General features: G+C 54.4%; 30 protein-coding genes. 28 read left to right on the top strand and 2 right to left on the bottom strand.

Annotated elements, in window-relative coordinates; genetic code table 11:
* Positions 1-324: 324 nt before the first annotated feature.
* The 10 genes from ACYVJT_RS13360 to ACYVJT_RS13315 all read left to right on the top strand — a co-directional run bounded on the left by ACYVJT_RS13360 (position 325) and on the right by ACYVJT_RS13315 (position 6,941).
* Positions 325-1,452 (top strand): hypothetical protein, encoded by a 1,128-nt coding sequence (locus tag ACYVJT_RS13360; protein ID WP_343958447.1) that lies wholly within the window; start codon positions 325-327, stop codon positions 1,450-1,452.
* 131 nt (positions 1,453-1,583) lie between these two features.
* Positions 1,584-2,648 carry a hypothetical protein gene (locus ACYVJT_RS13355; RefSeq protein ID WP_343958445.1) on the top strand — a complete coding sequence of 355 codons (1,065 nt, stop codon included), beginning with the start codon at positions 1,584-1,586 and terminating at the stop codon, positions 2,646-2,648.
* A 63-nt stretch (positions 2,649-2,711) separates the two neighbouring features.
* Positions 2,712-3,479 (top strand): hypothetical protein, encoded by a 768-nt coding sequence (locus tag ACYVJT_RS13350; RefSeq protein WP_343958443.1) that lies wholly within the window; start codon positions 2,712-2,714, stop codon positions 3,477-3,479.
* 3 nt (positions 3,480-3,482) lie between these two features.
* Positions 3,483-4,454, top strand: coding sequence for a hypothetical protein (locus tag ACYVJT_RS13345; protein WP_343958441.1), 972 nt, complete (start codon positions 3,483-3,485; stop codon positions 4,452-4,454).
* On the top strand, positions 4,447-4,791 hold the full coding sequence (locus ACYVJT_RS13340; RefSeq protein ID WP_343958439.1) for a DUF7768 domain-containing protein: 345 nt from the start codon (positions 4,447-4,449) through the stop codon (positions 4,789-4,791). The genes ACYVJT_RS13345 and ACYVJT_RS13340 overlap by 8 nt, the downstream gene beginning before the upstream one ends.
* A complete protein-coding gene (locus tag ACYVJT_RS13335) occupies positions 4,788-5,141 on the top strand; it encodes a hypothetical protein (RefSeq protein WP_343958437.1) in 354 nt (117 codons plus the stop codon). The genes ACYVJT_RS13340 and ACYVJT_RS13335 overlap by 4 nt, the downstream gene beginning before the upstream one ends.
* A 20-nt stretch (positions 5,142-5,161) precedes the next feature.
* Positions 5,162-5,500, top strand: a complete 339-nt coding sequence (locus tag ACYVJT_RS13330; protein WP_343958435.1) for a hypothetical protein — start codon at positions 5,162-5,164, stop codon at positions 5,498-5,500.
* Positions 5,501-5,557: 57 nt separating this feature from the next.
* Positions 5,558-6,010: a hypothetical protein gene (locus tag ACYVJT_RS13325; protein ID WP_343958433.1), complete on the top strand. Its 453-nt coding sequence runs from the start codon at positions 5,558-5,560 to the stop codon at positions 6,008-6,010.
* A 3-nt stretch (positions 6,011-6,013) separates the two neighbouring features.
* Positions 6,014-6,316 (top strand): hypothetical protein, encoded by a 303-nt coding sequence (locus ACYVJT_RS13320; RefSeq protein WP_343958431.1) that lies wholly within the window; start codon positions 6,014-6,016, stop codon positions 6,314-6,316.
* A gap of 484 nt (positions 6,317-6,800) precedes the next feature.
* Positions 6,801-6,941: a hypothetical protein gene (locus ACYVJT_RS13315; RefSeq protein WP_343958429.1), complete on the top strand. Its 141-nt coding sequence runs from the start codon at positions 6,801-6,803 to the stop codon at positions 6,939-6,941.
* A 15-nt stretch (positions 6,942-6,956) separates the two neighbouring features.
* Here the strand turns inward: ACYVJT_RS13315 and ACYVJT_RS13310 are convergent, their stop codons facing one another.
* The gene (locus tag ACYVJT_RS13310; protein ID WP_343958427.1) at positions 6,957-7,280 is read right to left on the bottom strand and encodes a hypothetical protein; all 324 of its coding nucleotides are present in this window, start codon (positions 7,278-7,280) and stop codon (positions 6,957-6,959) included.
* Between the two features lie 132 nt (positions 7,281-7,412).
* On the opposite strand from ACYVJT_RS13310, the gene ACYVJT_RS13305 reads away from it, so the two are divergent.
* From ACYVJT_RS13305 to ACYVJT_RS13265, 9 genes are all read left to right on the top strand, one after another.
* Positions 7,413-7,733 carry a hypothetical protein gene (locus tag ACYVJT_RS13305; RefSeq protein WP_343958425.1) on the top strand — a complete coding sequence of 107 codons (321 nt, stop codon included), beginning with the start codon at positions 7,413-7,415 and terminating at the stop codon, positions 7,731-7,733.
* 32 nt (positions 7,734-7,765) lie between these two features.
* A complete protein-coding gene (locus tag ACYVJT_RS13300) occupies positions 7,766-9,997 on the top strand; it encodes an RNA ligase (RefSeq protein ID WP_343958423.1) in 2,232 nt (743 codons plus the stop codon).
* A 43-nt stretch (positions 9,998-10,040) separates the two neighbouring features.
* Positions 10,041-10,823: a hypothetical protein gene (locus ACYVJT_RS13295; protein ID WP_343958421.1), complete on the top strand. Its 783-nt coding sequence runs from the start codon at positions 10,041-10,043 to the stop codon at positions 10,821-10,823.
* A 253-nt stretch (positions 10,824-11,076) separates the two neighbouring features.
* Entirely contained in the window at positions 11,077-11,313 is a 237-nt protein-coding gene (locus tag ACYVJT_RS13290) for a hypothetical protein (RefSeq protein WP_343958419.1), read from the top strand.
* Between the two features lie 24 nt (positions 11,314-11,337).
* The gene (locus ACYVJT_RS13285; RefSeq protein WP_343958417.1) at positions 11,338-12,588 is read left to right on the top strand and encodes an RNA-guided endonuclease InsQ/TnpB family protein; all 1,251 of its coding nucleotides are present in this window, start codon (positions 11,338-11,340) and stop codon (positions 12,586-12,588) included.
* Positions 12,589-12,712: 124 nt separating this feature from the next.
* Positions 12,713-13,066 (top strand): hypothetical protein, encoded by a 354-nt coding sequence (locus tag ACYVJT_RS13280; protein WP_343958415.1) that lies wholly within the window; start codon positions 12,713-12,715, stop codon positions 13,064-13,066.
* A 91-nt stretch (positions 13,067-13,157) separates the two neighbouring features.
* Positions 13,158-13,877, top strand: a complete 720-nt coding sequence (locus ACYVJT_RS13275) for a hypothetical protein (RefSeq protein WP_343958413.1) — start codon at positions 13,158-13,160, stop codon at positions 13,875-13,877.
* A gap of 85 nt (positions 13,878-13,962) precedes the next feature.
* Complete coding sequence (locus ACYVJT_RS13270) at positions 13,963-14,742, top strand: hypothetical protein (RefSeq protein WP_343958411.1); 780 nt, start codon at positions 13,963-13,965, stop codon at positions 14,740-14,742.
* Positions 14,690-15,619, top strand: coding sequence for a hypothetical protein (locus ACYVJT_RS13265; protein ID WP_343958409.1), 930 nt, complete (start codon positions 14,690-14,692; stop codon positions 15,617-15,619). The genes ACYVJT_RS13270 and ACYVJT_RS13265 overlap by 53 nt, the downstream gene beginning before the upstream one ends.
* Before the next feature lie 54 nt (positions 15,620-15,673).
* Here ACYVJT_RS13265 and ACYVJT_RS13260 read toward each other — a convergent pair whose 3' ends face one another.
* Positions 15,674-15,820, bottom strand: a complete 147-nt coding sequence (locus ACYVJT_RS13260; protein ID WP_343958407.1) for a hypothetical protein — start codon at positions 15,818-15,820, stop codon at positions 15,674-15,676.
* A 117-nt stretch (positions 15,821-15,937) separates the two neighbouring features.
* Here ACYVJT_RS13260 and ACYVJT_RS13255 point away from each other — a divergent pair, with 117 nt between their 5' ends.
* From ACYVJT_RS13255 to ACYVJT_RS13215, 9 genes are all read left to right on the top strand, one after another.
* Positions 15,938-16,156 (top strand): hypothetical protein, encoded by a 219-nt coding sequence (locus ACYVJT_RS13255; protein WP_343958405.1) that lies wholly within the window; start codon positions 15,938-15,940, stop codon positions 16,154-16,156.
* Between the two features lie 97 nt (positions 16,157-16,253).
* Positions 16,254-17,120, top strand: coding sequence for a metal-dependent hydrolase (locus ACYVJT_RS13250; protein WP_343958403.1), 867 nt, complete (start codon positions 16,254-16,256; stop codon positions 17,118-17,120).
* Between the two features lie 26 nt (positions 17,121-17,146).
* Complete coding sequence (locus ACYVJT_RS13245; RefSeq protein WP_343958401.1) at positions 17,147-18,310, top strand: hypothetical protein; 1,164 nt, start codon at positions 17,147-17,149, stop codon at positions 18,308-18,310.
* Positions 18,311-18,408: 98 nt separating this feature from the next.
* Positions 18,409-18,615, top strand: a complete 207-nt coding sequence (locus ACYVJT_RS13240; RefSeq protein WP_343958399.1) for a hypothetical protein — start codon at positions 18,409-18,411, stop codon at positions 18,613-18,615.
* Between the two features lie 88 nt (positions 18,616-18,703).
* Positions 18,704-19,060: a hypothetical protein gene (locus tag ACYVJT_RS13235; RefSeq protein ID WP_343958397.1), complete on the top strand. Its 357-nt coding sequence runs from the start codon at positions 18,704-18,706 to the stop codon at positions 19,058-19,060.
* Positions 19,061-19,095: 35 nt separating this feature from the next.
* Entirely contained in the window at positions 19,096-19,554 is a 459-nt protein-coding gene (locus ACYVJT_RS13230) for a hypothetical protein (RefSeq protein ID WP_343958395.1), read from the top strand.
* Positions 19,551-22,982 (top strand): NADH-quinone oxidoreductase subunit J, encoded by a 3,432-nt coding sequence (locus ACYVJT_RS13225; protein ID WP_343958393.1) that lies wholly within the window; start codon positions 19,551-19,553, stop codon positions 22,980-22,982. Before ACYVJT_RS13230 ends, ACYVJT_RS13225 begins: the two co-directional genes overlap by 4 nt.
* Positions 22,983-23,021: 39 nt before the next feature.
* On the top strand, positions 23,022-23,930 hold the full coding sequence (locus ACYVJT_RS13220) for a hypothetical protein (RefSeq protein ID WP_343958391.1): 909 nt from the start codon (positions 23,022-23,024) through the stop codon (positions 23,928-23,930).
* A 216-nt stretch (positions 23,931-24,146) separates the two neighbouring features.
* Positions 24,147-25,181, top strand: coding sequence for a hypothetical protein (locus tag ACYVJT_RS13215; protein WP_343958389.1), 1,035 nt, complete (start codon positions 24,147-24,149; stop codon positions 25,179-25,181).
* Positions 25,182-25,809 lie beyond the last annotated feature (628 nt).

Here is a 25,809-nt window from a genome sequence, read left to right as displayed (position 1 = left end):
CTATGCGAATGCACTTCGACAGTGACGATGTCTGGTCCGTCATCACAATTGCCTCTTCCGTATTTATCGTCGTAGGGCTGATATTTTCAGAGGATTTCAGAACAATCCTTGACTACGTTCACGTTTTATGGCGGTACACGTCTTTGGTCTTGCTTGTCGGGTTTGGCTTGTTTTCTATACACAGATGGAAAGTTGGCCGAAAAAATAAGCTGATTGAAGCATTGCGGCAAGAAAAAGAAATCGAACGCATAACCGAGACTAAATCAGCGACCTCGTAGGTGTACTAATCTCAAGGACAAGGCCAGCCCCGGACACTAGCTGTCCATGACAACACCACTGACTTCCGCCCAATCAGCCCAGCAGAACAACCGCACACATGATGGCAAATACACCACCAAATCACATTCCGAAGCCGACTTTGACCTGACTCAACTTCAAGAGTCCACCGATCCGGTCATCGAGCTGGAAGACGGTGAGGTGCACGAAATTGATCTGCACGCCATCTCAGCAACAATCGATGACGACTACCTCGATGACGACCCGGACCCCCAGAGCGCGCTGGCATCCGCCATGATTCAACGCAAAGGCGACGACTACTTCGTCACCGGTGCAGCATATCGCGACTTCCACGAAGCCATGCCAGAAGGCTACGACCAGTACGGTGATGATGGCGAAGAGATAGACCGCTACCTAGCCGAGCGACGAGGTGTGATCGATGCGGCAGTGGCCGATTGGTACGGCTACGACGACGGCGACTCCATGTACAGCACTGGCGATTACTACGAGTTCACCCACCGGCTCGACGGCGGGGCGCACTCGGAAGCTGATGCCATCGCCGCGCTGCGAGATAACACCAGGGCACTGGACTTCACCGAAGACCCCGATTTGGACGACACCATCCGCGAACAATTAGAAGCTCACGACGCCAAAAAGCTTCCGAACCCCGAGCAGACCGATGCACGAGATCAACGGGAATTCTCCCAAGAATTTTCCAAGAATCTCATCAACCGACTCCAAGAGCAGTCCGATGACGAAGGCTTCACCGACGATGATGGTGAGCCACTGGAGCTCTGGTATGCCGAGGGCACGGATCGACAAGTCGAAGCGTTTGCCGCAGAATTCTATGCCAACAACGAAGGTGATCTCAACGCCTACGGACAAGTCAATGGCATCAACGCCACCATCGGCATGACCACCGAACACTTAGATTACGATGACGGGCTGGCCGAGGGGGCGCACGACCTGGAATCCGAGGTGCTGACCAAGCGAATGGAACGCTCCATTGAAAACGAGCTCCCGAACTTCTCGCTGAACACCGGCCACACCGAACTGTCTTCAGATGGCAATGGTCGAGAGGGCAAAGTCCAGCTGACCAAACAGGCCCTCCGGGATTTAGGGGAACGCATGGCGGCTGCCCGAGAGGAACTGCGCATCGCAAAGGGTAAGCCCTAGTCGTCTGCTGATGCTTGACTATCCGCTGCTGCATGTTGACCGATGCGGTGGCGGATATTTCTTGTCCTGAACACTGGTGTCCCCACAAGTGTCAGCTCGAATGAGCCACCAGCCCCGGACACTCACGTCTCATGACGAAACCTATGACCTCCGCCCAGAACGCCCAGCAGTCCAACCGCACCAATGATGGCAAGTACACCACCAAGTCTCATTCCGAGGCAGATGTTGATCTGACCACAGGTTTTGGCAACTACGACAAAGATTATGCAGCTCGGGTCGATACCTTGGTCGGTGAGCTCAATGACATGGCCGGTCGTAAGACGTTTGAAGCGCACCACAATGTTGAAAATGGCTCCAGCACGGTTCGCTTTGAAGGCACTGATCAAGATATCTTGCGCGTCAGCCTGACCGAGAACGAGGCACGACAAAACCTCGGCTATATGGTCATCGAAGACCTCGACCCAACCATCAGCGAAAACAACCCGATCAAAGTGCGCGAAGTGCCAGCTGACCAAGTTGTCGAAACAGCTCTGAGCAACAACCGCCAAAGAACGAAAGCTCGTGCCTACGACAACGTTGCCGAAACTCGATCTCTAGCACTGGACGAAGTTGCACGAAGCGAAAGCAAACACGTCTTATCACGCATCGACTCCGAATCAATGATTGGTGCCGAACCCGGCGAGATCGCCAAGAGTCACTTGTTGGACGGCGACGAATCTCTGCACGATGCCTTTGACAGGGACACCTTGGAGCAGGCAGACAGCATTTACGCCCACCGTCAGGATTCCCATTACGGCGCCGGAGAATCCAACGCAGACGAACTCCGCTCGGCAATGATCGTGCTGCCAAACGATGATGCTGACCAGCCGTGGCAGATCGTGCACTCTTATGGTGTCCATTCTGAAACGGAAGCCGAAAGCCGCCACAAGCAGGTCATGACTGCGTCCAATGTGAAAAATGCTCGATCAAAAGCTGAAGACCTGGCACGAAACATCACGGACACCGGCTCGATCTCCGAAACGTTCATGTCTGAACAAGGCCTAGCTGGCCAAGGTAAAGAGTTCTGGGATGACGAATTCTGGGGCAAATTCGATAAAGGACACCATCTGGTTGCCGATGGCCCACGACGTGACCCAATCCAGCTGCGCCATCAAGAAGATGTTGAACCTGGTTCGGTTGCCAATGACCCAGTGTAATTGCCCGACGGCGCCGGACACAGTGGAGGTGAAGCAATCAACGCACCAGGAGCACCATCCGCAATGTCCACGTTTCTTACCAGCATCTCACCACTGTCCGAGCCGATCAGCCAAGACAGTGCCGACACATTCATCAATCGCATCATCGGGGTATCCGATTGGCCGAATGATCGCATCACCAGTAGGGAGCTGACCAGCGAAATCACCGGCGGTTGTCTGCATGAGATCAACTTTGGCAGGGTTGGCGGCTTACCACGCAATGATGTCACTACGACTATCAAATATGTGCCCGATCTGATGATGTCTGCGCTGACGCTGACCGTCGAGTACGACGATGCGAACACCGGCGATAAGTACAGCAAAGTGTTTGGCTCCAGTTCGTTTGACCAGCTGGGCTTCTTAGCTTTTCTCCAACATCAGCTCGACCTTCGACGCTACGACGAAATATCCTGCAAACGTCGAACTGTCCGTCAAGGTATCGAACACATACGCGCCAAACTCCTCGCATTACAGCGGGTCGAGAACCTGCTGTCCATGCACGATCTATACCAGCAGCTTCGAGAACTTGGAGAGATCAACACGGTGCTGCTAGAGCCAACCGAAGATGGACGGTACATCGTTCGAGTATTTAGCAGTACCGACAACAGGATAGATCGCGACTTTCGGTGTCAGCGGATCATCGAAACCCTCAAACCGTCGTTGGAGTCAGTCATCTCTGCCGGAACCGCTTACGACGGCACCACTGTCACCCTAGACCTCACCAAAGACCCAGGTAGTCAAAGTCGTGACGAGTTGACCCAGCAAATGCACGAACTCCTGGAAGAGATGTAATCCATGCGCTATTCAGATTTTCTCGCCGGCGAAGGGATCAAAGGATATTTCCACGATCCATTCCACATCATGCCAACCCCGGTCAAAGATGGCATATTGCCAACCGAGGCCATTGAACTGGATGAGGGCCAGCGTCACGAAATACCCTTAGACAAGTTGCCCGGCGAGGTAGCAGCACGACTCAGCGACCGACTCGATGCCGTGGCGATCATGCGGGTCGAAGGACGATACGCCCTGGATGTCCAAGCCTCTGCTGACTTCTTCAACGCGCTGCCAGTGGCCGACTTTGATTGGTCGATCTCCGATGTCTGCGCCTATCGGGACACCCGGCTGCATTTGATCGACGCCGTGGTCCAACGTCACGTGCCCGGTGCGTTATCCGAGACATTTTCTGGCACGAAGATCGGGTATCGCCAGATTATTCTGGTGCACACATCAGTGTCGTATGCTCAAATCATCGAACGCCTTGATGTCGGCAATGGCCTGCATGTTGTCAACGATTCTGCACGACTCCGCAGAGAAATTGAAACGCTGTTGCAAACGCACGATGCCACCGAGCTGACCGCCACCGGTGAGCTTGATATTGGGCAGCAGCAAGAGTTTGCTAGACAGTACATTGGCTCGCTGCTCGATAGCCTCGCCGATGCTAGCTGGAACAACGGCATGAGCAACGCGGATGGTGACTGGACTGAGCCGTATATGACGGACTCCAACCGCCGCAGAGTCATCGCACTAGCCAAAGACTTCTATGCTGCACACCGCGGCGACATCACTACCAATGACGGGGCGCACTGTGTCGAGGTCGCCCAGGGTCTGGCATTTCGACATAGTTTTGAAGGTGAACCACTGATCGGACGGACGCTGAACGAGGCAACTATTTTCCGGCGCATCGCAGTTGTAGCTGATGTCCATTTCCCGGCCTACCGCATCGCCGGTGACGGTGAAGTGCAAATCATGGAGCGATCCTATGTCTAAGTTAGTCATTGTCGAATCGCCGTTTGCTGCACCTACGGCAGCCTTGCAGCAACGTCATAAAGAATACGCTCGGGCAGCCCTGGCAGACGCACTGAGCCGCGGTGAGGCACCCTTTGCAAGCCATCTGCTCTACACCCAACCCGGCGTATTGGACGACGACGTGCCGGAAGAGCGCGCCCAGGGGATCGCAGCGGAGTTCGCCTGGATGCAACGTGCCGATTACAGCGTGGTGTATCAAGACCTGGGGATCAGTGGCGGTATGCGGCAGGGGATTGGGGCGGCGTACCGGGTGGGATTAGAAGTTGTGTACCGGAGCATCGAGGGTTGGAAGAAATGACCAAACAATCAAGAAGATCGACCACCGACATCTGGGCGGAAAACGTCTCATCATCGACCTGGAGTGACGCTGTCAGACGCACACTCGATGTCGCTGACACTCTGAACTCGGCAAGCGCAGACATCGATGGTCTGACTACAGGCACCGCTAAAGGTCGAATGAGGGCCGTCGCGCACGACATCCGAGCACTGTCTGAAGATGCCAGAACGCTCACCGTTGAATTCATCCGCATATGTGTCGAACGAGATTACAGTTACAACGAAATTGGTCAATGGCTGGAGATTGATGCCGGGACGGTCCGGCGCTGGTATCTTGCGGTGAAAAACCATCTGAACAGCTCGTCGAGCTAACCGCCGGACACGGTGAAACCATGACGAACCCTATGATCGACATCATTAACGCCGAGGCCGAATCCTACGAGGCAGCGGTTGCCGGTGACCCTGAAACCCCACTGCACTCCGAGAACATCGACGGACTGCCAGCCGATATCTGGTACAAGGTCAGTCGCGCTTTACACCAAAGCGATGAGTATGCCGAGGTAGTTCACCGATCCCACAATCAGCATACTGTCGCGCACCGCTCCAATAGGCGTACTACATGCACATGCGGTTGGCTGGGCTTCCACAACAAGTTTGCAGCGCACGCCGGACGCAGAACCATCGCAGCCTTGCTGACCGCCATTGATCTCCCGGCCTCACTTGATGCCTGAACCGCCGGACACGGTGAAGGTAGATCAACAATTCGATCCCACAGTAGGAGCATCACCATGGCAGAGCATGAGCAAGAACAGCAGACCAATCTCGCCGACGAATGGGAGCTGAGCTTTGACGGTTTTGGCGACCAAAACGCCGGCACGTTCTTAGACAATCTGGTCAAAACGATCATGGTCCACCGAGCACCCAATGCCAACCAGGACACCATCGGATACCAGACCGCCACGTTGCACGTTCTGTGCTTCGATTTCGTCAATCAGAACGCCAGAGAGCTCGGCATCTTACAAGCCCAATATGCGGTCAACAGCTACGACAACCGCCTACCCTCACAAACTCATATCTTCACCGACGATCTGGGAGCATACCTTTACAATCTTCCGGACCACATTCCAAAAGGTCTGCTGTGCGTCAATGCGAAACGTCTACGCCGCGTTGCGCGACAGTTCGACAAGCTAGTTGTCATGCCCTTTCAATATAAGCTTGGCCAATTCAACGTTGGAGAGTAAACCATGTCAGACCTGACACCAGAACAACGGAAGTCCCAGAGCTATCTGAAAGCACTGGAAGCCTGGACTTGGATTTCACGGTACGCATCCGAGGTCATCCCAGACAGTGCCTTGGGGCCAATCGAAATCTTCGCCGAGGCGATGGGCGAACTTTCCGGCTGCGAGATGCCGTTGATCGACCCGGCATCGCGCGCACCGGTCAAGCGTGACGACGGCTCTGTCGTCCACCAGGGTGTGCACCCTTTGGGGATGAGTCAATGGCAGATCGACAGACTCAGCGGCCAGGTGCCGGGTGGCGGACCGTAACGTCCCCGAGACGCTCCGCGATCACGGCAGAAATAGATAGACTCATTGGGCAACGATTATGCACAGTAAACCAGGGGGCAACATCATGAAAGTGTACCTATCCATCATCGGTGCGGGAATCCTCGGCATCATCCTAGTTTGGACGCTCTTTAGTGATGCCCTGCTGAATCTTTTTCTCACTGTGGTGATCCTAGGCGCCACAGTCATAGTGCCAACCCTGTTCATGTTCGTGGGATTTCTTGGAAAATACAGTATGGGGAAGCGATAACTTCCAGCCGCAACAATGGTAAACCCCCCATGCATAGCAAAAAGACCGCGGACAGAGATAATCCGCGGTTTTTTACCAACATTGAAAGTACGGATTGCGATTCGAGGATTACACCGGCATTGCCTCGTCACCGTGCTCTGCATTAGCCACTTCGTTCAGTTCACGCCACCAGGGAATGAGCTCGGTGCAACCATTCTCGTTGCCCTACTTCTGTGGGTGGGCCACCTTCATGTTCTCCCACAGATCGCCGATGAGACGGTTCGCACCTGGACGACCTACGGCATCTGGGCGTTGGCAGTGGGATTGGTGTCCTTCGTTCCTTCAATCTGGGAGCGTCGCGATGATGCCAGAATCTAGGGCGATCTGAGCAAATCAGAGATCACCCGAAGAGTCTTCCCCATCGTCATCAACCTGCTCTTCAAACCAGAAATACTGAACTTGGCCGAGATGCTGAGATACTGAATCTGAGTCCATTCGGGTCTCCGTGATCTTCTGCTCGGCCTCTTGATGTTGCCGCGAGAGGTCATCGAGAGCGCTCTGATCTGCGTCATCTGGCAGTTCGTTCATCTTCCGCTCCAGTTCTTCTGCCTGAAAAACTGCTTCTTCATAATCACGGTCAGCTTGTGCCATCTCCTGCTGAATATCGTCCATCGCGGCATTGGCTTGGTCGGGAAGTATGTCGGATCGAGTCGGCATAAAGCATCTTCTTTCAAGGGTGAGTTGTAAGCATCTCAATCATAATCGATGGTCATCCAAGACGGGAGGTTCCGTGTACTTGGTGCAATTTAGGCATCCGGAGATTATATTTTCGCCGGACACTGTCGAAGCATGACAAAAGATCAACAAATCCTGGACATCGAATCGCCTCGTCAGAGGACTGTCCGCCATGGCATCATTGACACTGCCTCCCTAGCTGTTGCCGTGGCATTGATGGGTTTGATTATCCATTTTTCTCTTATCCCTCTCGCCGAGATGACCACCGATGGAAGCTTCTCAGACAACACACCAATGCTGATCTACTACAGCCTGGTTATTATCCTTTCCATCCTCCTACTGTTCGGTTTCATCATTACGTTGGCCAAAGTCATCAAAGCAGCCAGGGGTAAAGATGAGATGCTTGAAGAGCCATTGTTGACACATGCAGATTGATAGGGCGACACCCCGCCGGACACTGATGACACATGAAGAAAATGATCCTCCTCAAAGGTGCACCAGGCTCCGGCAAGACCAGCCTGATTGAGAACCTGAACCTGAGTCCATACACCCTTGGCTATGACATGTTCCGTGAACTGTTTGCGGTGACCGCACCCGTCGCCGGAGACGATAACGCATCGCTGGTACTTGGCCAACGCATCGAACGACAGGTTGTTCAAGCCACCCATGACGCGGTGGAGAACCGTCTGAAACTTGGTGCCCTGGTGGTTATTGATGCCACGAACGTCACGGTCGCCGACCAAAAGGTGTGGCGCGATATGGGGCATAAGTACAACTACGATGTTGCCCTCTACGATGTCCAGAGCGAACTGACTGACGACGAGCTGCTGGCACGCAACGACCTACGTGGCGATCAACGGGTCGCCGAAGACATCGTTGTGAAAAAGGCGCAACAGTCTCGCGAATCGGGCGTTGCACTGGGCGTTCATAAAATCGAATCTGAGTTGCAGCTACGAAAACTCGGTACCGTCGCCGAGCGAGATTTTAACCTTTTCGACAAAGTTGTCGTTTTTGGAGACATCCACTCGTGTGCAGACACACTCAAAGAAGCTATTGCCGACCATGGTGACCTCGATGACCCGCGCATTGCGTGGATTTTCCTTGGGGACCTATTCGACCGCGGCCCGGATGCCCTGGGTGTCTTTGAACTGTTGGCTCCGCGTGTCGAGCAGGACAACGTCTTCTTGATCGAGGGAAACCACGAGCTCAACCTTCGCCGTGTGCTGACCAACACCGCTTCAAAGGGCAGCTACCGTGACTCGCGTGCCACTCGCGATCAACTGTTGGCCGGAGGACATATGGCTGCTGAACAGCTGGCATTCTTGAATCATTTCGTGCCGTTCATTGGCTTCACCAAAGCTCAGCAAATCTTCTTCGCATCCCACGGCGGGGTGCAGGTCGATAAGGTGCCATATAGCGTAACCGCCGGTGGCAAGATCATCTACGATGTTTCAAACATCCCCGACTATTACTTCATTTATGGTGCAGCATCGCGGACGCATACTTGGAATCGCCAGACCGAATACGGTCACGACGCCAATCTGCTGGCAAGCGACGATGTCGTGCAATTTCATGGCCACCGCAACGGCTCACGCTCCGATGGTCCCCAGCCGATGGATGCTGTACCCAACGTGTGGAACCTGGAATCGGGTGTCGAGACTGGCGGAAAGTTATCAGTTGCTGTCATTGGCGAATGCGGCCAAACCGCCGGCTACCAGTACGACGGCCCACCATTTGAACGTCCAGTCGTTGTGCCCGATATGTCTGCCGTCCCATTGTCGGCACGCCTAGCGTCCGATGAGGGTATCCGAGCCAAAGACATCGGCAATAGGATCACCGCTTACAACTTCACCCGAGAAACGTTCCAAAAAGGCCAGTGGAACCCCGAAACCACAGCGGCACGCGGACTGTTTCTACGTGATGACACCGTCATTGCTCGGGGCTATGAAAAGTTCTTCAACCTGGGGGAGCAGCACGGCTACACCAAGGATGACGTGATCCAGCACTTCGAGCTGCCGGTGCGCATCAGCGAAAAGGCAAATGGCTTCCTGCTCATCGTCGCAGCTGTAGATGGTGAATTGGTGTACTACACCAAGGGTGGTCCAACGCCATTTTCCAAAGCCGGACAGCAGCTGTTTGAGCGTCGGTTTGATGCTGAAAAGCGTCAGAAGTTCACCGGCCTGCTATCCCGCACTAACGTCTCGGTCACCTTTGAAGTCGTACTTGAAAACGACCCCCATTTGGTGGACATTATCGGCGAAGACCTCATTTTCCTTGATGTCATCAACAACGCCATCGACTTCACCTTCCGACCAGAGTTAGAGCAAGCTGTCCAAGCCATACTCAACATCCGCCGTGTGCCGTCCACTGTGGTCACAACCCGAGGGCAGTTAGCTACAGCGATTGACTACTATCAGCACGAAATCGTTTTCGAGGGCGCTGTGCTACTGGATGCAGCAGGTCGGATGACCAAGATCAAGTCCGACTACTACTCGGCGGCCAAAGCGATCCGTGGACCGCTCACCGGAGTGCTGCGGGGGACCGCCGAAACGCTGCCACAGACCATGCAGGAAACGCAGCACAAGCTGGCTGATAGCGGTATCTGGCAGAACTTGACCGAGTACACCAAGGTCAATCCGCATGGCGACACGGTGCTTGATATGCCACGAATTTTGAAAGCCATCAACTTTCAACACTGACACAGGCATCAGCTGTGGGGGTCATGCCGGACACTGACAAAGTATGACCCTCACAGCTGATACGCCGCAGACCGCAGTAACAGACCGCCCATCCTTGGCCGATGTCGATGCCTATATCGACTCAATTGAAGCACGATACGCCGCACAGAATGAGCGCGCACCGATCTGGTATCTCATCTTGGCCGGTGGACGATCCGAGAACGCCGGAATCTTCGACGGTGATGCACGTAGCCAGGCAAAATCCAACATCGGTGACTCACCATTCCATCCACAAATTTGGTCCACATGGGACAACGTTGACTACAGCGACCCACGAATCCTGACCCGACAAGAGCTTTACCAGCCGCTACATAAGCGCATCGAATTCTTTACCTGGCGCAACCCAGAGGTAGTGGCGCGGCTAGAGCATGAAGTTGGCGACACCTATCTGCAACGCATTGCCGAAGATCGCAGCTTCACCCAGTCCCTATTCTTCCAGTTGCAGCAGAGCGGCCACCTCACCGTCCGCCAAATCGAAACACTACAGCAGCACTGGCAACGCGAAGACACAAAGCCGGTCGCTACACCAGCACCATCAGGCCGCACCACCGTTACCGGCACCGTGCAGTCGATGCGTGAAGAAACATCCAGATACGGCACGGTCACCAAGATGCTGGTTCGAGACGATGCCGGATACACGACCTGGGGCAGCGTTCCCAAAGGACTGGATGTGCAGAATGGTGACAAATTGCAGTTTGATGCAACGGTTAAACCTGCCACAGATGTCACGCATTCATTCTTCAGTCGGCCAACCAAAGCCCAGGTGTTGGAAGCTCTACCGGCATAGATAATCTTCCGTCCGGTGACTGTAAAGCAAGTGCAGTCATCGGACGGATTCAGTCCCTTGGTAAGCCATGCCGACGGGACTACAACACAGAGCAGCGTGGGAAGTCATCGAAGGCTATTCCAGACCTCCAGAACATTTATTCACCGCCACCACGATGCGTATGAAGGGACTTGCAATGTTAGAGATGATTCAGGGAATGTTCATGGATTCATGGCCGGGGCTTGGCCTGGTAGCAGTGTGAATCATCATAGTCGTGTATGAACGTTTTGGCATACGACCTCACCTGGAAGACGGCGATAACGAGCGAATATTGTTGGGCAAGATGTTCAGAATTTTCGGGTGGCTCATGATGTTCGCCGGACTGCTATATGCGGTTGTTTCAACACTTTCCCACCAGTTCAATACCGTGACTGACCGATCTTCCGGCGGCAAGCCCCCGGATTCATCCGTGGGGTCAGAGCCGGGGCGTGCCGGTGGTCTGGCCTGGTGAGGTGTGCCGGACACTGTCATGGTGATGAAGAAGCGTTATACCTATCGGCTGTATCCGACCGCAGACCAGCAGCAGTTGTTGGCGCGGTCATTTGGGTGTGCCCGAGTGGTGTTCAATGATTTCGTTGCTGAGCGCAACCGATTGTATGCGGCTGGCCTGCATCAACAGGTGCCATTTGGTGATACTGAGAAACTTGTCACGACTGTGGCCAAGCGAGCTGATGGCGCTCGACCATACTTGGCTCAGGTGTCATCGGTGATCTTGCAACAATCAGTTCGAGATGCCCAACAGGGGTTCCGAAACTTCTTCAACTCGGCCACAGGCCGGCGTAAAGGGCCAAAGGTTCGTCCACCCAGATTCAAGTCTCGACGCCAGCACCGTCAACGCATTCGCTTGACCAGACATGGCTTTCGTCTGCACCATCAGACGCACCAGAAAAATGGCAAGCTCTATGTGGCAAAGATCGGTCACATCAGCATCCGCATGTCACGCCCCCTGCCAGCCGAACCATCCTCGGTGACGGTCACCCAGTATGCCGATGGGTTCTATGAGGCCAGTTTTGTAGTGGAAGTCGAACCGCGATCTGCACCCAAGCCTAAGCACCAAGCTGCCGGCATTGATCTGGGCATCACCGATCTCGCCATTATCGCCACCGACACCGGGGAGGCACGAAAGGTTGCCAACCCACGTCACCTGCAACGTGCTCAGCGCAAACTAGCCCAGTTGCAACGGTCCCTGTCCCGCAAGCAGAAAGGCTCCACCAACCGCACCACAGCTCGAAAGAAGGTCGCACGCCAACACCGCACGGTCGCTAACGCCCGGAAAGATTATCATCACAAGGTCGCACGCCAGCTGGTAGACGAAACCCAAGCACTAGCCGTCGAAGACCTGAACATCACCGGCATGGTCAAAAACCGAAAACTCGCCAAACACATCACCGATGTCGGATGGGGGCAACTCATGCAGCTCCTGCACGACAAAGCCACCGAAGCTGGCAGAACGCTCATCACTATTGACCGCTGGCACCCATCAAGCCAGCTATGCAGCGCCTGTGGATGTCAAGACGGCAAGAAACCACTGCACATCCGACAATGGGCCTGCCCCTGCTGTCATGCCCTGCACGACCGGGACATCAATGCTGCACGAAACATTATGATCGCCGCTGGACTGGCGGAGATCACAAACGGCTGTGGAGGGAACATCAGACCACACCCCGGTGTGGCAGCCCCAACGAAGCAGCAACCCACCGAACACCTCACCCTCACCAGGGCCTAGGTGCGTAGGAATCCCCCGGATTCATCCGTGGGGAGGAAGTCAACCGCGATCATTACCCGGTCTGCCATGACCACGCTGCCGGACACGTTTGAGGTAGAAGAACACCCTCAGACCAGGAGCAGCAATGGGCCATCAAACGACCTCATACCCCAAACCTAGCGCATGGGAGCGGTTTCAGTCCGTCGCCAAATTCGTCATCACTGTGCTCGGGTGGGGGCCATTGGCATTTGCCGTGGCAATACCGCTCATCGCAACTGTCAGCCTCACAGTGGACTCCATATGGTCGTGGTTCACCCAGGACATCACTCTTAGCACCGTCATATTTGATCTTTTCGACTCCATCGGCAATTTCATAGCCGCTTCAACCGATGCACTCGTGCCGATCATTGCTCTGGGCATCATCTGCCTCGGCATCGGTCTGACAGCTCGACACATCGGTGCCACGATGCGGAATCGACAGTTGTCCGAGTTCCCCTGACCGTAAATCCGGAGTGCCGGACACAGTGTTAGTACAAGCATAAAGACCTCAAACATTCCCACTGCCGAGTAGGAAAGACCGGAGAAACACCATGACTGAACAAGACATCATCGACGTTGAAGTGATCGAAGAAGACGACAACCAGCTGACCGACGAGGTGAAACATGACGAGTTGTTCATGGCAACACTGCGCCGCGCTATGGCTGATGTAATGAAACTCGAAGCCGATGCTGATAAGAAGCTGTTTGAAGAAGCTTTGGCAAAAGCCAAGAAGATCAAAGGCAAACGCACTTTAGAGATCAAACTGCCAAACGGTGAAGTCATCGCATCGCAATCCGAGACGGTGACAGAAGAGTGGGTCTACGATTTTCACGACAAAGAAGCGTTCAACACCTGGTTGGAAAAACATTACCCGGACTACTTTGAAGAAAAAGAAGTCGAGGTAGAGCAGACGTTTACCGAAGCACCCTCGGGCATTGGTGAGGTCGATGCGCTGCTCAACAAGGGCTACACCTCGATTACCGTCAAGCGCGAAGAGACCCAACGTGTCCCAGACGACGCGATGGTCAACGAACTACTCGATGACGCCGACATTGAAGATAACGTCATCTACGACCCCGAACTCGATGAAGAAATCCCAGGTGTGACCGGCGAGCAAAATGAAAAGGTCACCAAGAGCGGTTTCCGTTTCAAGAAAAGCAACAATACCAAGCGTCAACTTGTCGAAATGGCACTGACCAGCGGTATCCAAATCACCAGTGAAGACCTATTCAAAACATTGGAACTAGAGTCAGCTAAAGCCGATAAATAAGTCGGCCAATCACCTGATCTTCCGCCCGGTGTCAAATCGTTGCAAGAGTTGACACCGGGCGGACCCGTACCCGAGAGGATAAGGCTTGGATTGGCAGGATGATGTCAAAAGTATGAAGCTGCAACGCATCGCTGGACACACGCTATCTGTGTTCGGCAACGTGGCCGGACGGTTCGTTGGACCACTGCTAGCGATCATATCCTTTCTCATAACTGGTTTGGCAATCGGTGGGATGTTAGCTGTAGCGGTCATGGTGTGGCTCCTGACAGAAGCGGATGCCTCCGGTTTCGTGCTTGAACTGCATGAAATACTGGTGACATTTTTACCAAAAATCACCCAAGCCACCGGGCCGATTTTTGTATTCGGCATAGCATCCACCACCCTTGGTCAGTTAGCTATTGTGCCAGGTGACAGACTGCTTGGCAGGGGTGGTAACCTCCTGGAAGCGCCGACTCGACAGCAGAGGTTCGGAGCGGCGCTGAACAACGTTGCAACGCTGTCTCAGTGGCTAATGAAAGCCATCGGTCTTGTGGCCATTGTTTTGACCGGTTTGAGTGTGGTCGTCAGCACACCGTTTGTCATGATCTCCAACCACTTTGGCGCATCGGTAGGCGTCGGTGATGGTTGGGGACAGCTTCTCACCTCACCATCTGCTGAAGTCTCCGGTGCCCTGGTGGATATCGTGTCGTGGTCACTTGCGGTCGTGCTGATATACCTGGCGTGCAACTGGGTTATCGATTACGGCAGACGCCTAGATGACCGCATTGGGCTGCGCGAAGACGGTGAAGATGAGGGCCGGACACTATCTGATCATGAAGAACCAGATGAGCTCAGCCCAGACCGCCCAGCAGAGAAACCGAACTAACGATGGCAAGTACACCAGCAAAAGCCATTCTGAGGCCGATGTGAACCTCGGGAAGCCGACCCCTGCTGGAACACCTGTTGAACAGCTTTACGCCAACCTTCGCGCCTCGGAGATTGAGTTCATTGAGATTACCTCCAACGACGATGGCACCTATTACCTATCGCACGTCACCCCAAATACACCGGAAGACTTCGACGCCGCGCTTGATCACGTCCTTGAAAGCGACCTGTCGTTGGACGACCTATATGCTGAGGATGGCGGACGGGTCGAAGGCCAGTCAACTGTGAAACTCAACGTTGATGAAGAGATTGACCAGATCAACCGCGAAGCGTTCCGCAAGATCGCCAACACCCCTACTGAAGCCGACATCGACCAGGGGTACGCTGCGGCATTCCAGCAGATGCGAGCAGAGCATCACCCAGCCATCCAGTCCGGCGGTCAAGATGATCGGAAGCTCAGAGATACTGTTGATACCCGCCCCCGGTACAGCACGATTCGGAAGAAAAGGACATCAGAAGCAACACGTCGAGCATCCTACGGTCGTGCCTACGAGCAGGGTGTGCCAGTCAAACCAGCAGAAGATGCAGCGTTTGAAGAACTCTGGAACGACGAGAGCAGATATGGCCAGGGTCGGAAAGCTCCAAAATTTGGGCACAGCAAATCCGATATCGAAAGCAGCCTAGAAACATGCCGAAAAGACTGTGAGTGGATCGAGGACGGCAGCCTGTCACCGGGAGAGCTGCTGGGTCAGGGTGTCTCGAAGCAGCAGGCACTCGATACGATTCAGCAAGAAATCGACATGTTTGAACGAGGACTTGCAACCCGTGGAAGGTCATTGGAAGACAATGTCATGTTGATGCGAGACGCTACCCGCTGATGTCAGCGTTATAGGGGTGGAGCCATCACACAATCATAGAGCCGCGCCATGTATTCATCGCGGGTCATTGTCACCGCGCAGTGAAGATCGGATGTCAGATATCGTCTGAGGGTCTGTTACCGAGTGCCCCGCCGCGGCCATCACACCGTGGGCGAAGCGCATTGATTCCTCAATCTCAACCTCAGTAAGTTTCTGCGCCACGACCCCTCCTGTGTTCAAATATTTGCAGGTCATTCTTACCGTGTCCGGAGCACATTAAGCCTATCGAGCCGACTTACTGGTGTCCCCGAGACATCACCTGCCGGACACTGGCAAAGTATGATCAACAGCGACGATTCTCAGCCCCAAAGCCCGATAAAATACCTGTATCTCGGCATAATTGACCCCAGTACTGGTAAAACCTCGCCAGCAATGCTGAACCCCGAAGAAATCGAACGACTCGTACAGTTGGGACGGTCACATCGGACTATTCCAGTCCAAGACACCGTCATGATGCAGAAGCCCTCTGATTTTCCCGAACTCTTCCCAAACGAATAACCGCATGTCGGCATCGGGCCGGACACTACCGGAGCATGACGCATAGCCCGACCCGACCTCACACGATTCAGCAGACCGACCAGGCCGGTGATGCCCAATGATGGGCGCACAGCACGCCGCCTGTGGGGCAGCCGCCTGGGTTGCCGTGGCATCTGATTACCAGCTTCCCATCACCGCGGTGACCGAGCCGTTGGCCGAGACGTACTCCTGGCTGGGATGGCTGCCTGACGCGATACCGCTGGGTTTGGGCCTAATGGATGTCGGTCCAGCCGGGGTGTTCATGGGCTCCATCATTTGCGCTGGGGCCGCCATGCTGCCAGACATTGATCACCACAACGCAACTATCGCCCACTCGCTGCCCCCGCTGACCATGGTCATGGCTCGATTCTTCATGACTATCTCCGGCGGTCACCGCCACGGCACACACTCCATCGTCGGCACGCTGTTCTTTGGCATCGTCGCGTGGCTGGCAAGTTTTCTAGTCATCAAAGATGTCGGATGGCTGGGCGACCTGAACGTCGGCGCCGGTTTGATGGCGATCTTCTTGTCAGCATTTGCCTTCAAAGTGCTCCGCTTCATGCCAGACACAGCACGCAAAGCACCCTGGGCAGCAGGCATCATGGTCGGCATCGTCACCACGCTGGTTTTCCCGCAAGGTCCGTCCTGGCTGATTGCCTGTGTCGTGCTCGGCGTTGCGGTCCACATTGCAGGTGACATGCTCACAAAAGAAGGTTGCAACATCTTCTGGCCTTTGAAGATCAAGCCACCCAAATTCCTGAAGAAAACCCCTTTCCTCGACAGCCTGTGGCGCGATAACGGGTACATCTCCATTCCGTTGCTCGGATCAGCTGACTCCATTCGCTGCTGGGCGTTCACCATCCCCGTCTCCGGTGTGGCCATTGCAGGAATCTGCTTAGCCGGAATGTATTGGGCACAGGGTGTGTGGGCCGGGGTGCTGGGTTAACTTTTTGTCCCGGACACTTACCCGGCATGACGAAACCTTTGACTTCAGCACAGCAGAAACAGCAGTCCAACCGAACTGGTGATGGCAAGTACACCACCAAGTCTCATTCCGAGGCTGACGTTGCTCTTTTGGCGCCGCAAAACACCCAGCAGGACGACTACGACAACATCGCCGAGGAGCTTGGCCACGATCCATTGGACTACGCACGCGGTAACGCCAGAGCTGCAATGGGTATGAAATTCAACCGTCGAGACTCAGCGTTTGACGCAGATGATCTGGCCCAAGAGTCCGTCCTAGCCGTGATGGAACGGTATCAAAAAGACGGTGGCAAAAATGTCGGGTCGGTCAAGTCATGGCTCAACCGCACCATGAAAAACAAGATGACCCGCATGGGTGAGGGAAAGTTCCACTGGCCAAACTCAGTGGCTATCCGCCAGTACAACGAACTCATCTCGGCGCGAGAGCAAGAACAAGGCACCTTGTCCAGCGGCGACAAAGACAAGATTCGTCATCATTTGCTGGATAACTGGGATGACATCAACCCCACGATGAAGCGCCACCGTCCACAGCCAGATTTTCACCTCTACACGTTCAAAAACACCGCAGTGCGACTTGACGGTCTAGAAGGCTCGGAGGGCGACCTGGGTGGAGAAGAGAATATCGGCGGCTTCCTACTGGATAACGCATCAGATGCACCAGATCACTTCACCGACATCGAGGTGCACGAAGCCATCCAAGACCTAGAAGAGGTTAATCCCAAAGCGATCTCCGATAGTCAGATCGCCTCAGCTCAATTTTCCTACAGCTGGCTCACCGACGGCAACGCACCAGAAATCAAGCCATCACTAGATAAGGCTGAGTTCGAGGCAGCCTTCCAAGATTTGAACATCAGCACCACCGGGTCATCGGAAAAAGCAGCCCAAGCTGTAGCTGATTGGGAGCAAGGTGAAGACCTCGATGAAGAAACAGGCCTTGTCAAGCCAGAGATCGCAGCTTTGATGAAGCCCTTCGGTGGAGAAGAAAACCTGTCGATGGGTCAGCAGCAAAGTGTGATGAACACCCTGACCCGCAATGGTCGAGATGCACGCCACGTGAACAAGATGTGGACCATCTCAGCACTTTCAGCACGCCTGCCAGATCAACACACCGGGGTGGCACCGCAGAAGAAATCCAACAAGAAAGCCGCATAACAATGAGCCGCAAACGACAGCCCAGAGACAACCATGGACGATTCTCAACCAAGCGCAATTCAGAGGTCGATCTGCACCTAGCAGGGACACCGGATGCAATGAGTCCAGCATCTTTATCGCAACACCTGTCTCGGACCGCCACCTTGGAACCCGGTGCGGCAGCCAGAGCGTTGAAATCGCCATCATCGGCTGTCCGGGCATCCGCCAAGGTGATCGGCTGGGATTTGCCGGCAAAGTTACGTCAACAATTTAGCCGGTCTGAACGTGACGTTCTGCAAATTGTTCGCCCCGACCTGGCGGCATGATCCGAGACTTTTACCCCCCGGACACTACTGACTGAAGTCGAAAATAGCGCTGACTTTGTATTGATCAATATCTCACAAGGAGAGGCAGATGAGCCTGAATACAGACTTCCAGAACATGATGCTGGAAAACGCACAAATTCTTGGTGTCACCGACTTTAAGGGCGGTTGGGATCGAGTCTGGTCCACCCTGACATCGTCGGCACCCGGCCTAGAAATGGCGATGAACATCATCGGTGTCATCCTGATTGTTGCAGCCATCCTGTCCTACCTATGGCAGCACCGCAAAGGCAGTGGCTGGGGTAATGGTACAGCCATCATCATCGGCGCAGCAATCCTCGGAACCGCCCTACTGGCACCCGCCATCCTCTTCCCACTGCTACTGGGTGTAATCGACTGGCTGATCGCCTTCGTCGTCAACCTCGGTGAAGACCCACTGAGCCAGTAGCCCCCTAGGAAAACGAGAAGAGGTAGCAGTCCAGGATGAATTCGCTCTACATGCTCACCGATATGACAGGCGTGTCGTCACAAGAGGACCGCACTGCCGTGTTCATGCGGTGGGAGGTACGCCGCAAGTCGATGGTCTTAGTATTTGTCGGCATCATCCTCGGACTGCTACCTCAACTCTTCTTATTCTCCGTCATGGGTGGCTGGGGTCTACTGCTAGTCCCCATCATGATTGGCATCGTCTTCTTTGTCTTTGAAGCACGTCAGAGAACCGGTCTGCAACTCAAACAATGGGAAGCCATGAAAGACCGCCTCAACGATGTGCACCAAGGCAAGATCATGCTGTGTGGAGAGCCGCTGGAATCCACCTCAAAGTGGTACCACATCCGTTCATCTTCTCGCCCAGTGCAGCATTTTGATACCACCCCGGAATCGCAGAAACCTGCCGAATCGTTCGACATCTTTGACCTGGTAGAAGGAACCGTAAACGCATGAAACGCCGCATCCTGATATTCCTTACCGCGCTGCTGAGCATCTTTGCGGCTACCGTGCCGTCAGCCTATGCGTCCGCTCCTGTGAAGAGTATGACTACTTCTGCTGCGCAGAGCTCTATGCAGACTGTCATGCCGGCTGCTGTTTTGCGGACGGATGACAGGGATGTCATAACTGACGCCTGTGGCAACCCTGAAGCATTTGAAGGGGAGCATCCGTTTGGTGTGGTTGCGGGGGAGGAGATTGACGCAGAAGAACGTGCCTCGTCTGAACTGCTGCCAATCAACCGCTGGTCAGAATCCACCTCAAACTTCTACACCAACATCGACGAGGGCATGTTCGATCTGAACATGGAGCGCATGACCCGCGAAAACATTGCCGGCACCATGTTCTCCATAGCCTCAACCATCTGGGCGGGAACGACCTCAACCTCCATTTGGGCCACAGCATTCTGTCCCATTGATGCAATGGCAGGTCATGTAGATGAGGCTGTTGGTGATTTCGGAAACCTGCTGTTCAATGAGGGCGGGGCAGCGCTGATCACTTTACTGCTGATCGGACTCATCGGGATGGCGCTGTGGAACTCCCGGCGAGGTACGGGATTCCAGGTGGCCTGGAAAGAGCTGTTGGGCAAGATCGCTGTTATCGCCCTCCTTGTGCTCATGGTTCGCGGCTCTATGGCTGCAACAGAAGATCAGCATGGTAACGGCTTGTCACCGGCCAACATTGTCTTGACAACCAACGAGGTCGTGAGCAACTTGGCAACTATTGCCTCCGACGGTCTCATGAGCATTTCAGAAGATGCTGGATATGCGCAGAAGGGTAATGGTTCCCCTACCTTGAGCTGCCAGGTTGCAGTTCACTCCCTCAACGAAATGTATCGCACAACCCACATGATGACAGACGGCGCCGGAGACCTTGCTGCCTCCATCCCGCTGATGCTCTCAAACTCCTGGGTGGAAACTGGGTACATGATGTGGATGCGAGCACAATTTGGACCAATACAAGGATCGATGGAGGACACGCCACAGAACCATGCAGCGTGCTACGTGTTGGACTGGACATCTGGTCTTCCGCAGTCATCGGCTGATCGTTCAGATATAGAGTCACGCGCTGACCTGATGGGAACCGTTCTGCGCGGCGGATACGACAATGGTGAGTTTGCAAGTGGTGCCATGTCGCTCACTGGAGCCATCCAGGATGCTGAGAGTGACGTTGACCGGATCGACCGGCAGGTCAACCGCATCATCGCCCCCGAGTCCGCGGAAGAAGAACACAAGGCAATGATGTTCCTTTCGATCTGTGAGCCAGGGGACACCATTGGCGTAAACGAGGGATTCTGGACACCGCGTGACGGCTTCAAAGATGAGTTAGGCCTTACATCAGAAGACTGCCACACGGCTTGGAACGCTGACGATGGGGATACCGCAAGCGGGGACTACCACCCTAAGAACCTTGACCCTTTTGAAATGCCAAACAATAAAGGCGACGTTTTCGATGAGCTAGGTCAGGGCGCTCCGATGGCCGACTACGTCAACCACGTCAATGGCTCTCAACCAATCGGTGCTGTCGGCTCTGCCGGCATCATGATGATCTCATCGGTCATTCTATTTGTCGTCTTTGGCTTCATCTCGCTGATGGTCGTACTCGTGCGCGCAGCGCTGATTCTCGTGATCATATATCTGTTCGTTATGGCCCTGAAAGCTCTGATCACAAAAGACTCATTCCAACCGCTGCTCAAAGCCGCCAAACTGCTGATAGGCACAGCGTTACTGGCAGTGTTTGTCATGATGCTTTACGGAATGATTGTTGCCATCTCATCGCTGATGAACAATGTCGGCTCAGGCTTTATGGGCATGGGTTCCATTCCGTACCTGCTGTGGGTCACCATTACGCCCGGTATGGCTATCCTGCTGCTGCACTTCCTATTCAAGTGGGCGAAGCTACCAAGTCCGATGACACCAACTGGAGCCAAAGCCTGGGGTAAGGGCCTCTCATTAGATGGCGGCGACGCCACAATCAATGCTGCTGGCGGGTCCGGTGGCCAGGATATGGCACAGCGCGCCAAGCGCACCGCCAACAACCTTACGAACCGTTTCCGTGGCAACCAGCAACGTGCCGATCATCGGGATGGCTCGCGTGAAGGTCAGATGAAAGAAGAGCGCGATAACCAGCAGGCTGGAGTAGGCACTGGCGGCCCAACATCGGGTGACCATGCGGAAGGCTCTATGGCCGGTGAAATGTCTGCCGAAGGCTCTGGCGGCGTAGCAACTGCAACTGCAACAGGTAGTGGCCCAGGCGCTGGCGTTGAGACAGCTGGATCAGCATCGGCTGGTCTCAATGATGGCAGCGGTGGACCAGTCACCGCTGAAGATAAACAGGCTGTTGCCCGTCTGCGCCGCATGGAGCAAGAGGCAGAAAAGAAGCAAAAACGTGCCGACTTGATGAACAGTCTGAAACCACGAAATATCGGCTCTACCATGTGGAATGGTGCGAAGAACGGCATGGCCGCTATGAAGGCTCGCGGTGTTCGTGGAAATCTGCGCAAGGCAGCATCCACAGCAGCCAAAGTCGCTGGCGTCACCACTGTTGCAGGTGCACTTGGCCTTGCAGGTGGGCTACCGTTGATGGCCGCTGGAGCCGCAGGCGTTGTCGGTGCACGTGCCATCAAACGCCGCATGGAAGCACGTGGTCTGGTAGGTCGTGAAAATCGGGCGACCTTTGCACGAGACGTTGAATCCTACGTGGCAGCTGGTCGGCCAGAAATCGGTGAGCAGCGCGGTTCGGTCCGTGAAAACATGGCAGAGCAAGCTGAAGCAGTGCAACAAAAGGCTGTTGAGTCTCGGGCTGGCCAATGGGCACAGGATAAGGTCTCTGTCGCCTCTGAGGGCATCCGCAATACGACTGACAATGTCAAAGACACCACTGCCAATTACTGGAATAAGGCAAAGACTGGTACCGCATCTGCGGCCACCGCAGTCGCTGACACATTCAAGCCAGCGCACCAGCAGTCCGGCGCCACCGACGAGCAAAAGGACATTGCCTATGCTTCACGGCACGGCTTCGATGCTCACGACCCAGAACAGCTGGCGGCAGCCCACGATGAGCGCATCAAGCGGGAGGAAGAAGCTCACAATGTAAAGGCTGAGAAACAGGAGCGTCGCGGACGACGAGCAGCCCACCGTGGAGAAATCAAGGAACACAATCAGGGTCTCGCACAGCAGGCGCGCAGTGCGCGTGAGGCCATGAACCAGTCGGGGAACGGTCAGAAGGCTCAGAAGCAAAAACCGGTCAAGCTGCCTGATGCTCCACAGCCTGAGCAGCCGAAAACTGGTGAGAAATCAGACATCACTGGCAAGGGCGATACGCCGAACATTCGGCCTACTGATGGGAAGTCAGGGGGAGGTCCACTTGGTGGTAAGAACTCTTGACTGTGAAACATGTAATGATCCGGAGGAGGCATTGCTACGATGAGCTCGATAACACCCGCGCAAGCGGCTCGTCAGGATCATCGAGATCAAGGGGGTCGCTATAGCGAGTATGAACGCAGCGAACCTGAAACGAATCTCACCATGCACCAAGACGACATCACTCAACGCGGAAGCTTCTACTTTCCACCACGCTTCACCACAGCTGAAGACACCATCGAGTTCTATGACCGTGTAAAAATTGATGACGAGATCATCGCACGAACCGTCATCGCAAGTCACCAGTATCGAGATGCTATGGTCGAACAGTTAGAAGAGCGCAAGCAGGAATCTATCGGTCTCCGGGTCAAAGAGCACATAGATGAGTGGGACCGTCAGCCCGAGAACAGGCGTAAGAAGAAAAGCCCCGAACGGGCCAAGGTTGAGCAGGCTGAGATCGACCGTCTCAACGAGCTCCCATATGGCGATTATGGTCTTGACGATGCGCCAGAGGCAATCAATGTGCTTGATGGGTCAGAGGTCGTTCGGGCCATCAAGATGTGCCACTACAGACCAGCTCCAGCACGCTTCCCAGAGGCGGCTCAAAAGGTTGATGACCATGTAGTCACCCTCAACAGTGAAGACCTCACAGTGCGACAGATTATGGACAAGTACGCCACTGAGGCTGTTGAAGAACAGCTCGTCTACCAGCCCAAGCAAGTCGAAGACCGGACCGGTGATCTGCTTCAAGTCGTCCAAGAGCTCAAAGGCGAGCTTGCAGCAGTCCGGCAGGAGAACCAGGCATTGCTGGAAAACGACAGAGTGCTATCAGACAACATCGGCCAAGTGATACGTGAACAGCACGATGCCTTTACTATCCAAGAGGCTGCACTTGGTCTGAGAGACAGTCGTGGAAAGTGGATTGGACCTGGGCGTCGCGCGGTGCGAAAGGCGTTCGGTCGAGACGACTGAGATGCAGCGCAAAGCCGGAGGTGGGTCTGTCCTGTCTCCGGCTTTTTTCTGTCCAAATGCCTCTCAACTCATGAAACACCTAGTCATAGGGGACACCAGTATGAGTTCATGTGATCAGATGAGCCCTACTACAGTGCTCGTGTGCATGTAGTGCAAATCATCACTAAGCTCACATAGTGAGACGTAAATTTCATATACTGAGACGAAGGAAAGATAATGGAGACCCCTCGAAGACTGTCGGTGATAAAGACTGTGACGGCAATCCCTCTGATGGCGATAGCGTTGACCGCTTGTGGAGGTCCGTCCCAAACAGCTCAAGAAGTCGTCCAAGGGTACACCACTGCACTGAGTGCCAACGACATCGGTACGGCGCTGGAATACGTGGCAGACCCTCATGACGTGGTGGCTGAAAATCTCATACACCTAGAGGGGATTACAGCACCTGAATTCTCTGAAATACCTGAGATGGGAGACGCGGAAGATGCGGACAATATCTCGGTTCCAATCGAAGTGGATGGCAAAGAGTCAGAGGTCGAGTTAATCAAAGTTGATGGGGAATGGCTTCTGGAAGAGCCAGATTTCATCTATGAAATTGGCGACAATCCCAGTGGAGACCCAGGTCTGACGGGATTGCTCGAATCCGGTCTCCAGATGGAGACAAGCGAAGGACAAACTTTAGACAGCGACAGTGTCTACATATCGGGACCAGTCAGCTCTACGACACCTCTAAATATCGATTTTACTGGCAATGAATTTGTGGAACCAATGGGAACCATTATCGCCAATCTTCACACCGGTCCTCAACCCATGCTTGGGGATGTTGAGACAGAGTCCGCCCCAAAAATAGCTGACTTAGTGTACGAAGAGATGGAATCTGCGGCACCAGAGCTCAGCGGTACAACAGTTGAACTCGGGACCAACCTTAGCCGCGCTGAAGTTCTATCATTCCCACCCAAAGATCGCTGCACCGTAACGCACAGCGATGAGGTAGACATCCGCTACACCCTCTATCCACCTTACGAATACAGGGTAGTCTGCTTAGGGGACACCGCGTCGGGCGAGGGTATGATTGAACTCCCTGCCGATGATGATCACGCAGGGTTGTTCACTGCAAACTTCAGTGGCTCGAAGATGACTGATATTCGTCTCGAAGCGGCTCCTGCGAACCTCAACGTCGAGACAGCCGGACTCTTCTCCGACACTGACCTCATCGAGTTCATAAACAACCTCGAAGACAGCCTCGACCGCTAAGTCACCCTCCCATCCACACCGCCCCGTCAGAAGCTCCCAGCGAGCCGCCTGGCGGGGTGCTTTGCCTTCCGGTTGATTGCACAATACATGTTTTGGGGGAGTGCACGTGGTGCCCCGTATGTTGTCGTGAACGCCTATTGCATTGGGGCAATCAGGACGATCTAACAACTGCCGCTTGCTCGACAGACAAGGCCGAGAGGCAAAGCACTTCTTCGGTACTTTTACAGTGTTCGGTGTGCTCGTATAGCGGCATTGATCGGCAGGCTACAGAGCTCAATTCGGAGGCTTCGACGAGAGTCTTTTGAGTGGTTTCACAACCGAAATGGTCGCCCTTTGGAAGGCTTTTCAGGTGTCGGGAGCGGAACCTGAAGACTGGTCAAAACACTGTCACAAAACATCTCACAGTTCGTGTTCGGAGCGCCATTTCGGACAGTGAGATGACCGAATTTATGGCTCGTTAATGATCGAAAAAACTGATGCCTGTGCAACTCAAGGAAAGACTTGTACTCAGCGTTTTATAAGCAGTTTAGGCTTGGATTCAAATCGTCAAGGCAACACCGTGGGCTTCGGCTTCGAGTGGGGTTCGGTAGCCTAGGCCTTTGCGGGGTCGGGTGTTGAGTTCATGGGC

The organism is Yaniella soli (genome assembly GCF_054782375.1).
This window is presented reverse-complemented; position numbering and strand designations above follow the sequence as displayed.

What these genes read in the sequence shown, in the direction of transcription:
- ACYVJT_RS13285 (WP_343958417.1), top strand. Translation starts at nt 11,338, where the DNA reads ATGAAGAAGCGTTATACCTATCGGCTGTATCCGACCGCAGACCAGCAG.
- ACYVJT_RS13305 (WP_343958425.1), top strand. Translation starts at nt 7,413, where the DNA reads ATGACAAAAGATCAACAAATCCTGGACATCGAATCGCCTCGTCAGAGG.
- ACYVJT_RS13345 (WP_343958441.1), top strand. Translation starts at nt 3,483, where the DNA reads ATGCGCTATTCAGATTTTCTCGCCGGCGAAGGGATCAAAGGATATTTC.
- ACYVJT_RS13335 (WP_343958437.1), top strand. Translation starts at nt 4,788, where the DNA reads ATGACCAAACAATCAAGAAGATCGACCACCGACATCTGGGCGGAAAAC.
- ACYVJT_RS13230 (WP_343958395.1), top strand. Translation starts at nt 19,096, where the DNA reads ATGAATTCGCTCTACATGCTCACCGATATGACAGGCGTGTCGTCACAA.
- ACYVJT_RS13340 (WP_343958439.1), top strand. Translation starts at nt 4,447, where the DNA reads ATGTCTAAGTTAGTCATTGTCGAATCGCCGTTTGCTGCACCTACGGCA.
- ACYVJT_RS13320 (WP_343958431.1), top strand. Translation starts at nt 6,014, where the DNA reads ATGTCAGACCTGACACCAGAACAACGGAAGTCCCAGAGCTATCTGAAA.
- ACYVJT_RS13275 (WP_343958413.1), top strand. Translation starts at nt 13,158, where the DNA reads ATGACTGAACAAGACATCATCGACGTTGAAGTGATCGAAGAAGACGAC.
- ACYVJT_RS13240 (WP_343958399.1), top strand. Translation starts at nt 18,409, where the DNA reads ATGAGTCCAGCATCTTTATCGCAACACCTGTCTCGGACCGCCACCTTG.
- ACYVJT_RS13300 (WP_343958423.1), top strand. Translation starts at nt 7,766, where the DNA reads ATGAAGAAAATGATCCTCCTCAAAGGTGCACCAGGCTCCGGCAAGACC.
- ACYVJT_RS13245 (WP_343958401.1), top strand. Translation starts at nt 17,147, where the DNA reads ATGACGAAACCTTTGACTTCAGCACAGCAGAAACAGCAGTCCAACCGA.
- ACYVJT_RS13295 (WP_343958421.1), top strand. Translation starts at nt 10,041, where the DNA reads ATGACCCTCACAGCTGATACGCCGCAGACCGCAGTAACAGACCGCCCA.
- ACYVJT_RS13280 (WP_343958415.1), top strand. Translation starts at nt 12,713, where the DNA reads ATGGGCCATCAAACGACCTCATACCCCAAACCTAGCGCATGGGAGCGG.
- ACYVJT_RS13330 (WP_343958435.1), top strand. Translation starts at nt 5,162, where the DNA reads ATGACGAACCCTATGATCGACATCATTAACGCCGAGGCCGAATCCTAC.
- ACYVJT_RS13255 (WP_343958405.1), top strand. Translation starts at nt 15,938, where the DNA reads ATGATCAACAGCGACGATTCTCAGCCCCAAAGCCCGATAAAATACCTG.
- ACYVJT_RS13225 (WP_343958393.1), top strand. Translation starts at nt 19,551, where the DNA reads ATGAAACGCCGCATCCTGATATTCCTTACCGCGCTGCTGAGCATCTTT.
- ACYVJT_RS13355 (WP_343958445.1), top strand. Translation starts at nt 1,584, where the DNA reads ATGACGAAACCTATGACCTCCGCCCAGAACGCCCAGCAGTCCAACCGC.
- ACYVJT_RS13220 (WP_343958391.1), top strand. Translation starts at nt 23,022, where the DNA reads ATGAGCTCGATAACACCCGCGCAAGCGGCTCGTCAGGATCATCGAGAT.
- ACYVJT_RS13215 (WP_343958389.1), top strand. Translation starts at nt 24,147, where the DNA reads ATGGAGACCCCTCGAAGACTGTCGGTGATAAAGACTGTGACGGCAATC.
- ACYVJT_RS13235 (WP_343958397.1), top strand. Translation starts at nt 18,704, where the DNA reads ATGAGCCTGAATACAGACTTCCAGAACATGATGCTGGAAAACGCACAA.
- ACYVJT_RS13265 (WP_343958409.1), top strand. Translation starts at nt 14,690, where the DNA reads ATGAAGAACCAGATGAGCTCAGCCCAGACCGCCCAGCAGAGAAACCGA.
- ACYVJT_RS13325 (WP_343958433.1), top strand. Translation starts at nt 5,558, where the DNA reads ATGGCAGAGCATGAGCAAGAACAGCAGACCAATCTCGCCGACGAATGG.
- ACYVJT_RS13360 (WP_343958447.1), top strand. Translation starts at nt 325, where the DNA reads ATGACAACACCACTGACTTCCGCCCAATCAGCCCAGCAGAACAACCGC.
- ACYVJT_RS13250 (WP_343958403.1), top strand. Translation starts at nt 16,254, where the DNA reads ATGATGGGCGCACAGCACGCCGCCTGTGGGGCAGCCGCCTGGGTTGCC.
- ACYVJT_RS13310 (WP_343958427.1), bottom strand. Translation starts at nt 7,280, where the DNA reads ATGCCGACTCGATCCGACATACTTCCCGACCAAGCCAATGCCGCGATG.
- ACYVJT_RS13350 (WP_343958443.1), top strand. Translation starts at nt 2,712, where the DNA reads ATGTCCACGTTTCTTACCAGCATCTCACCACTGTCCGAGCCGATCAGC.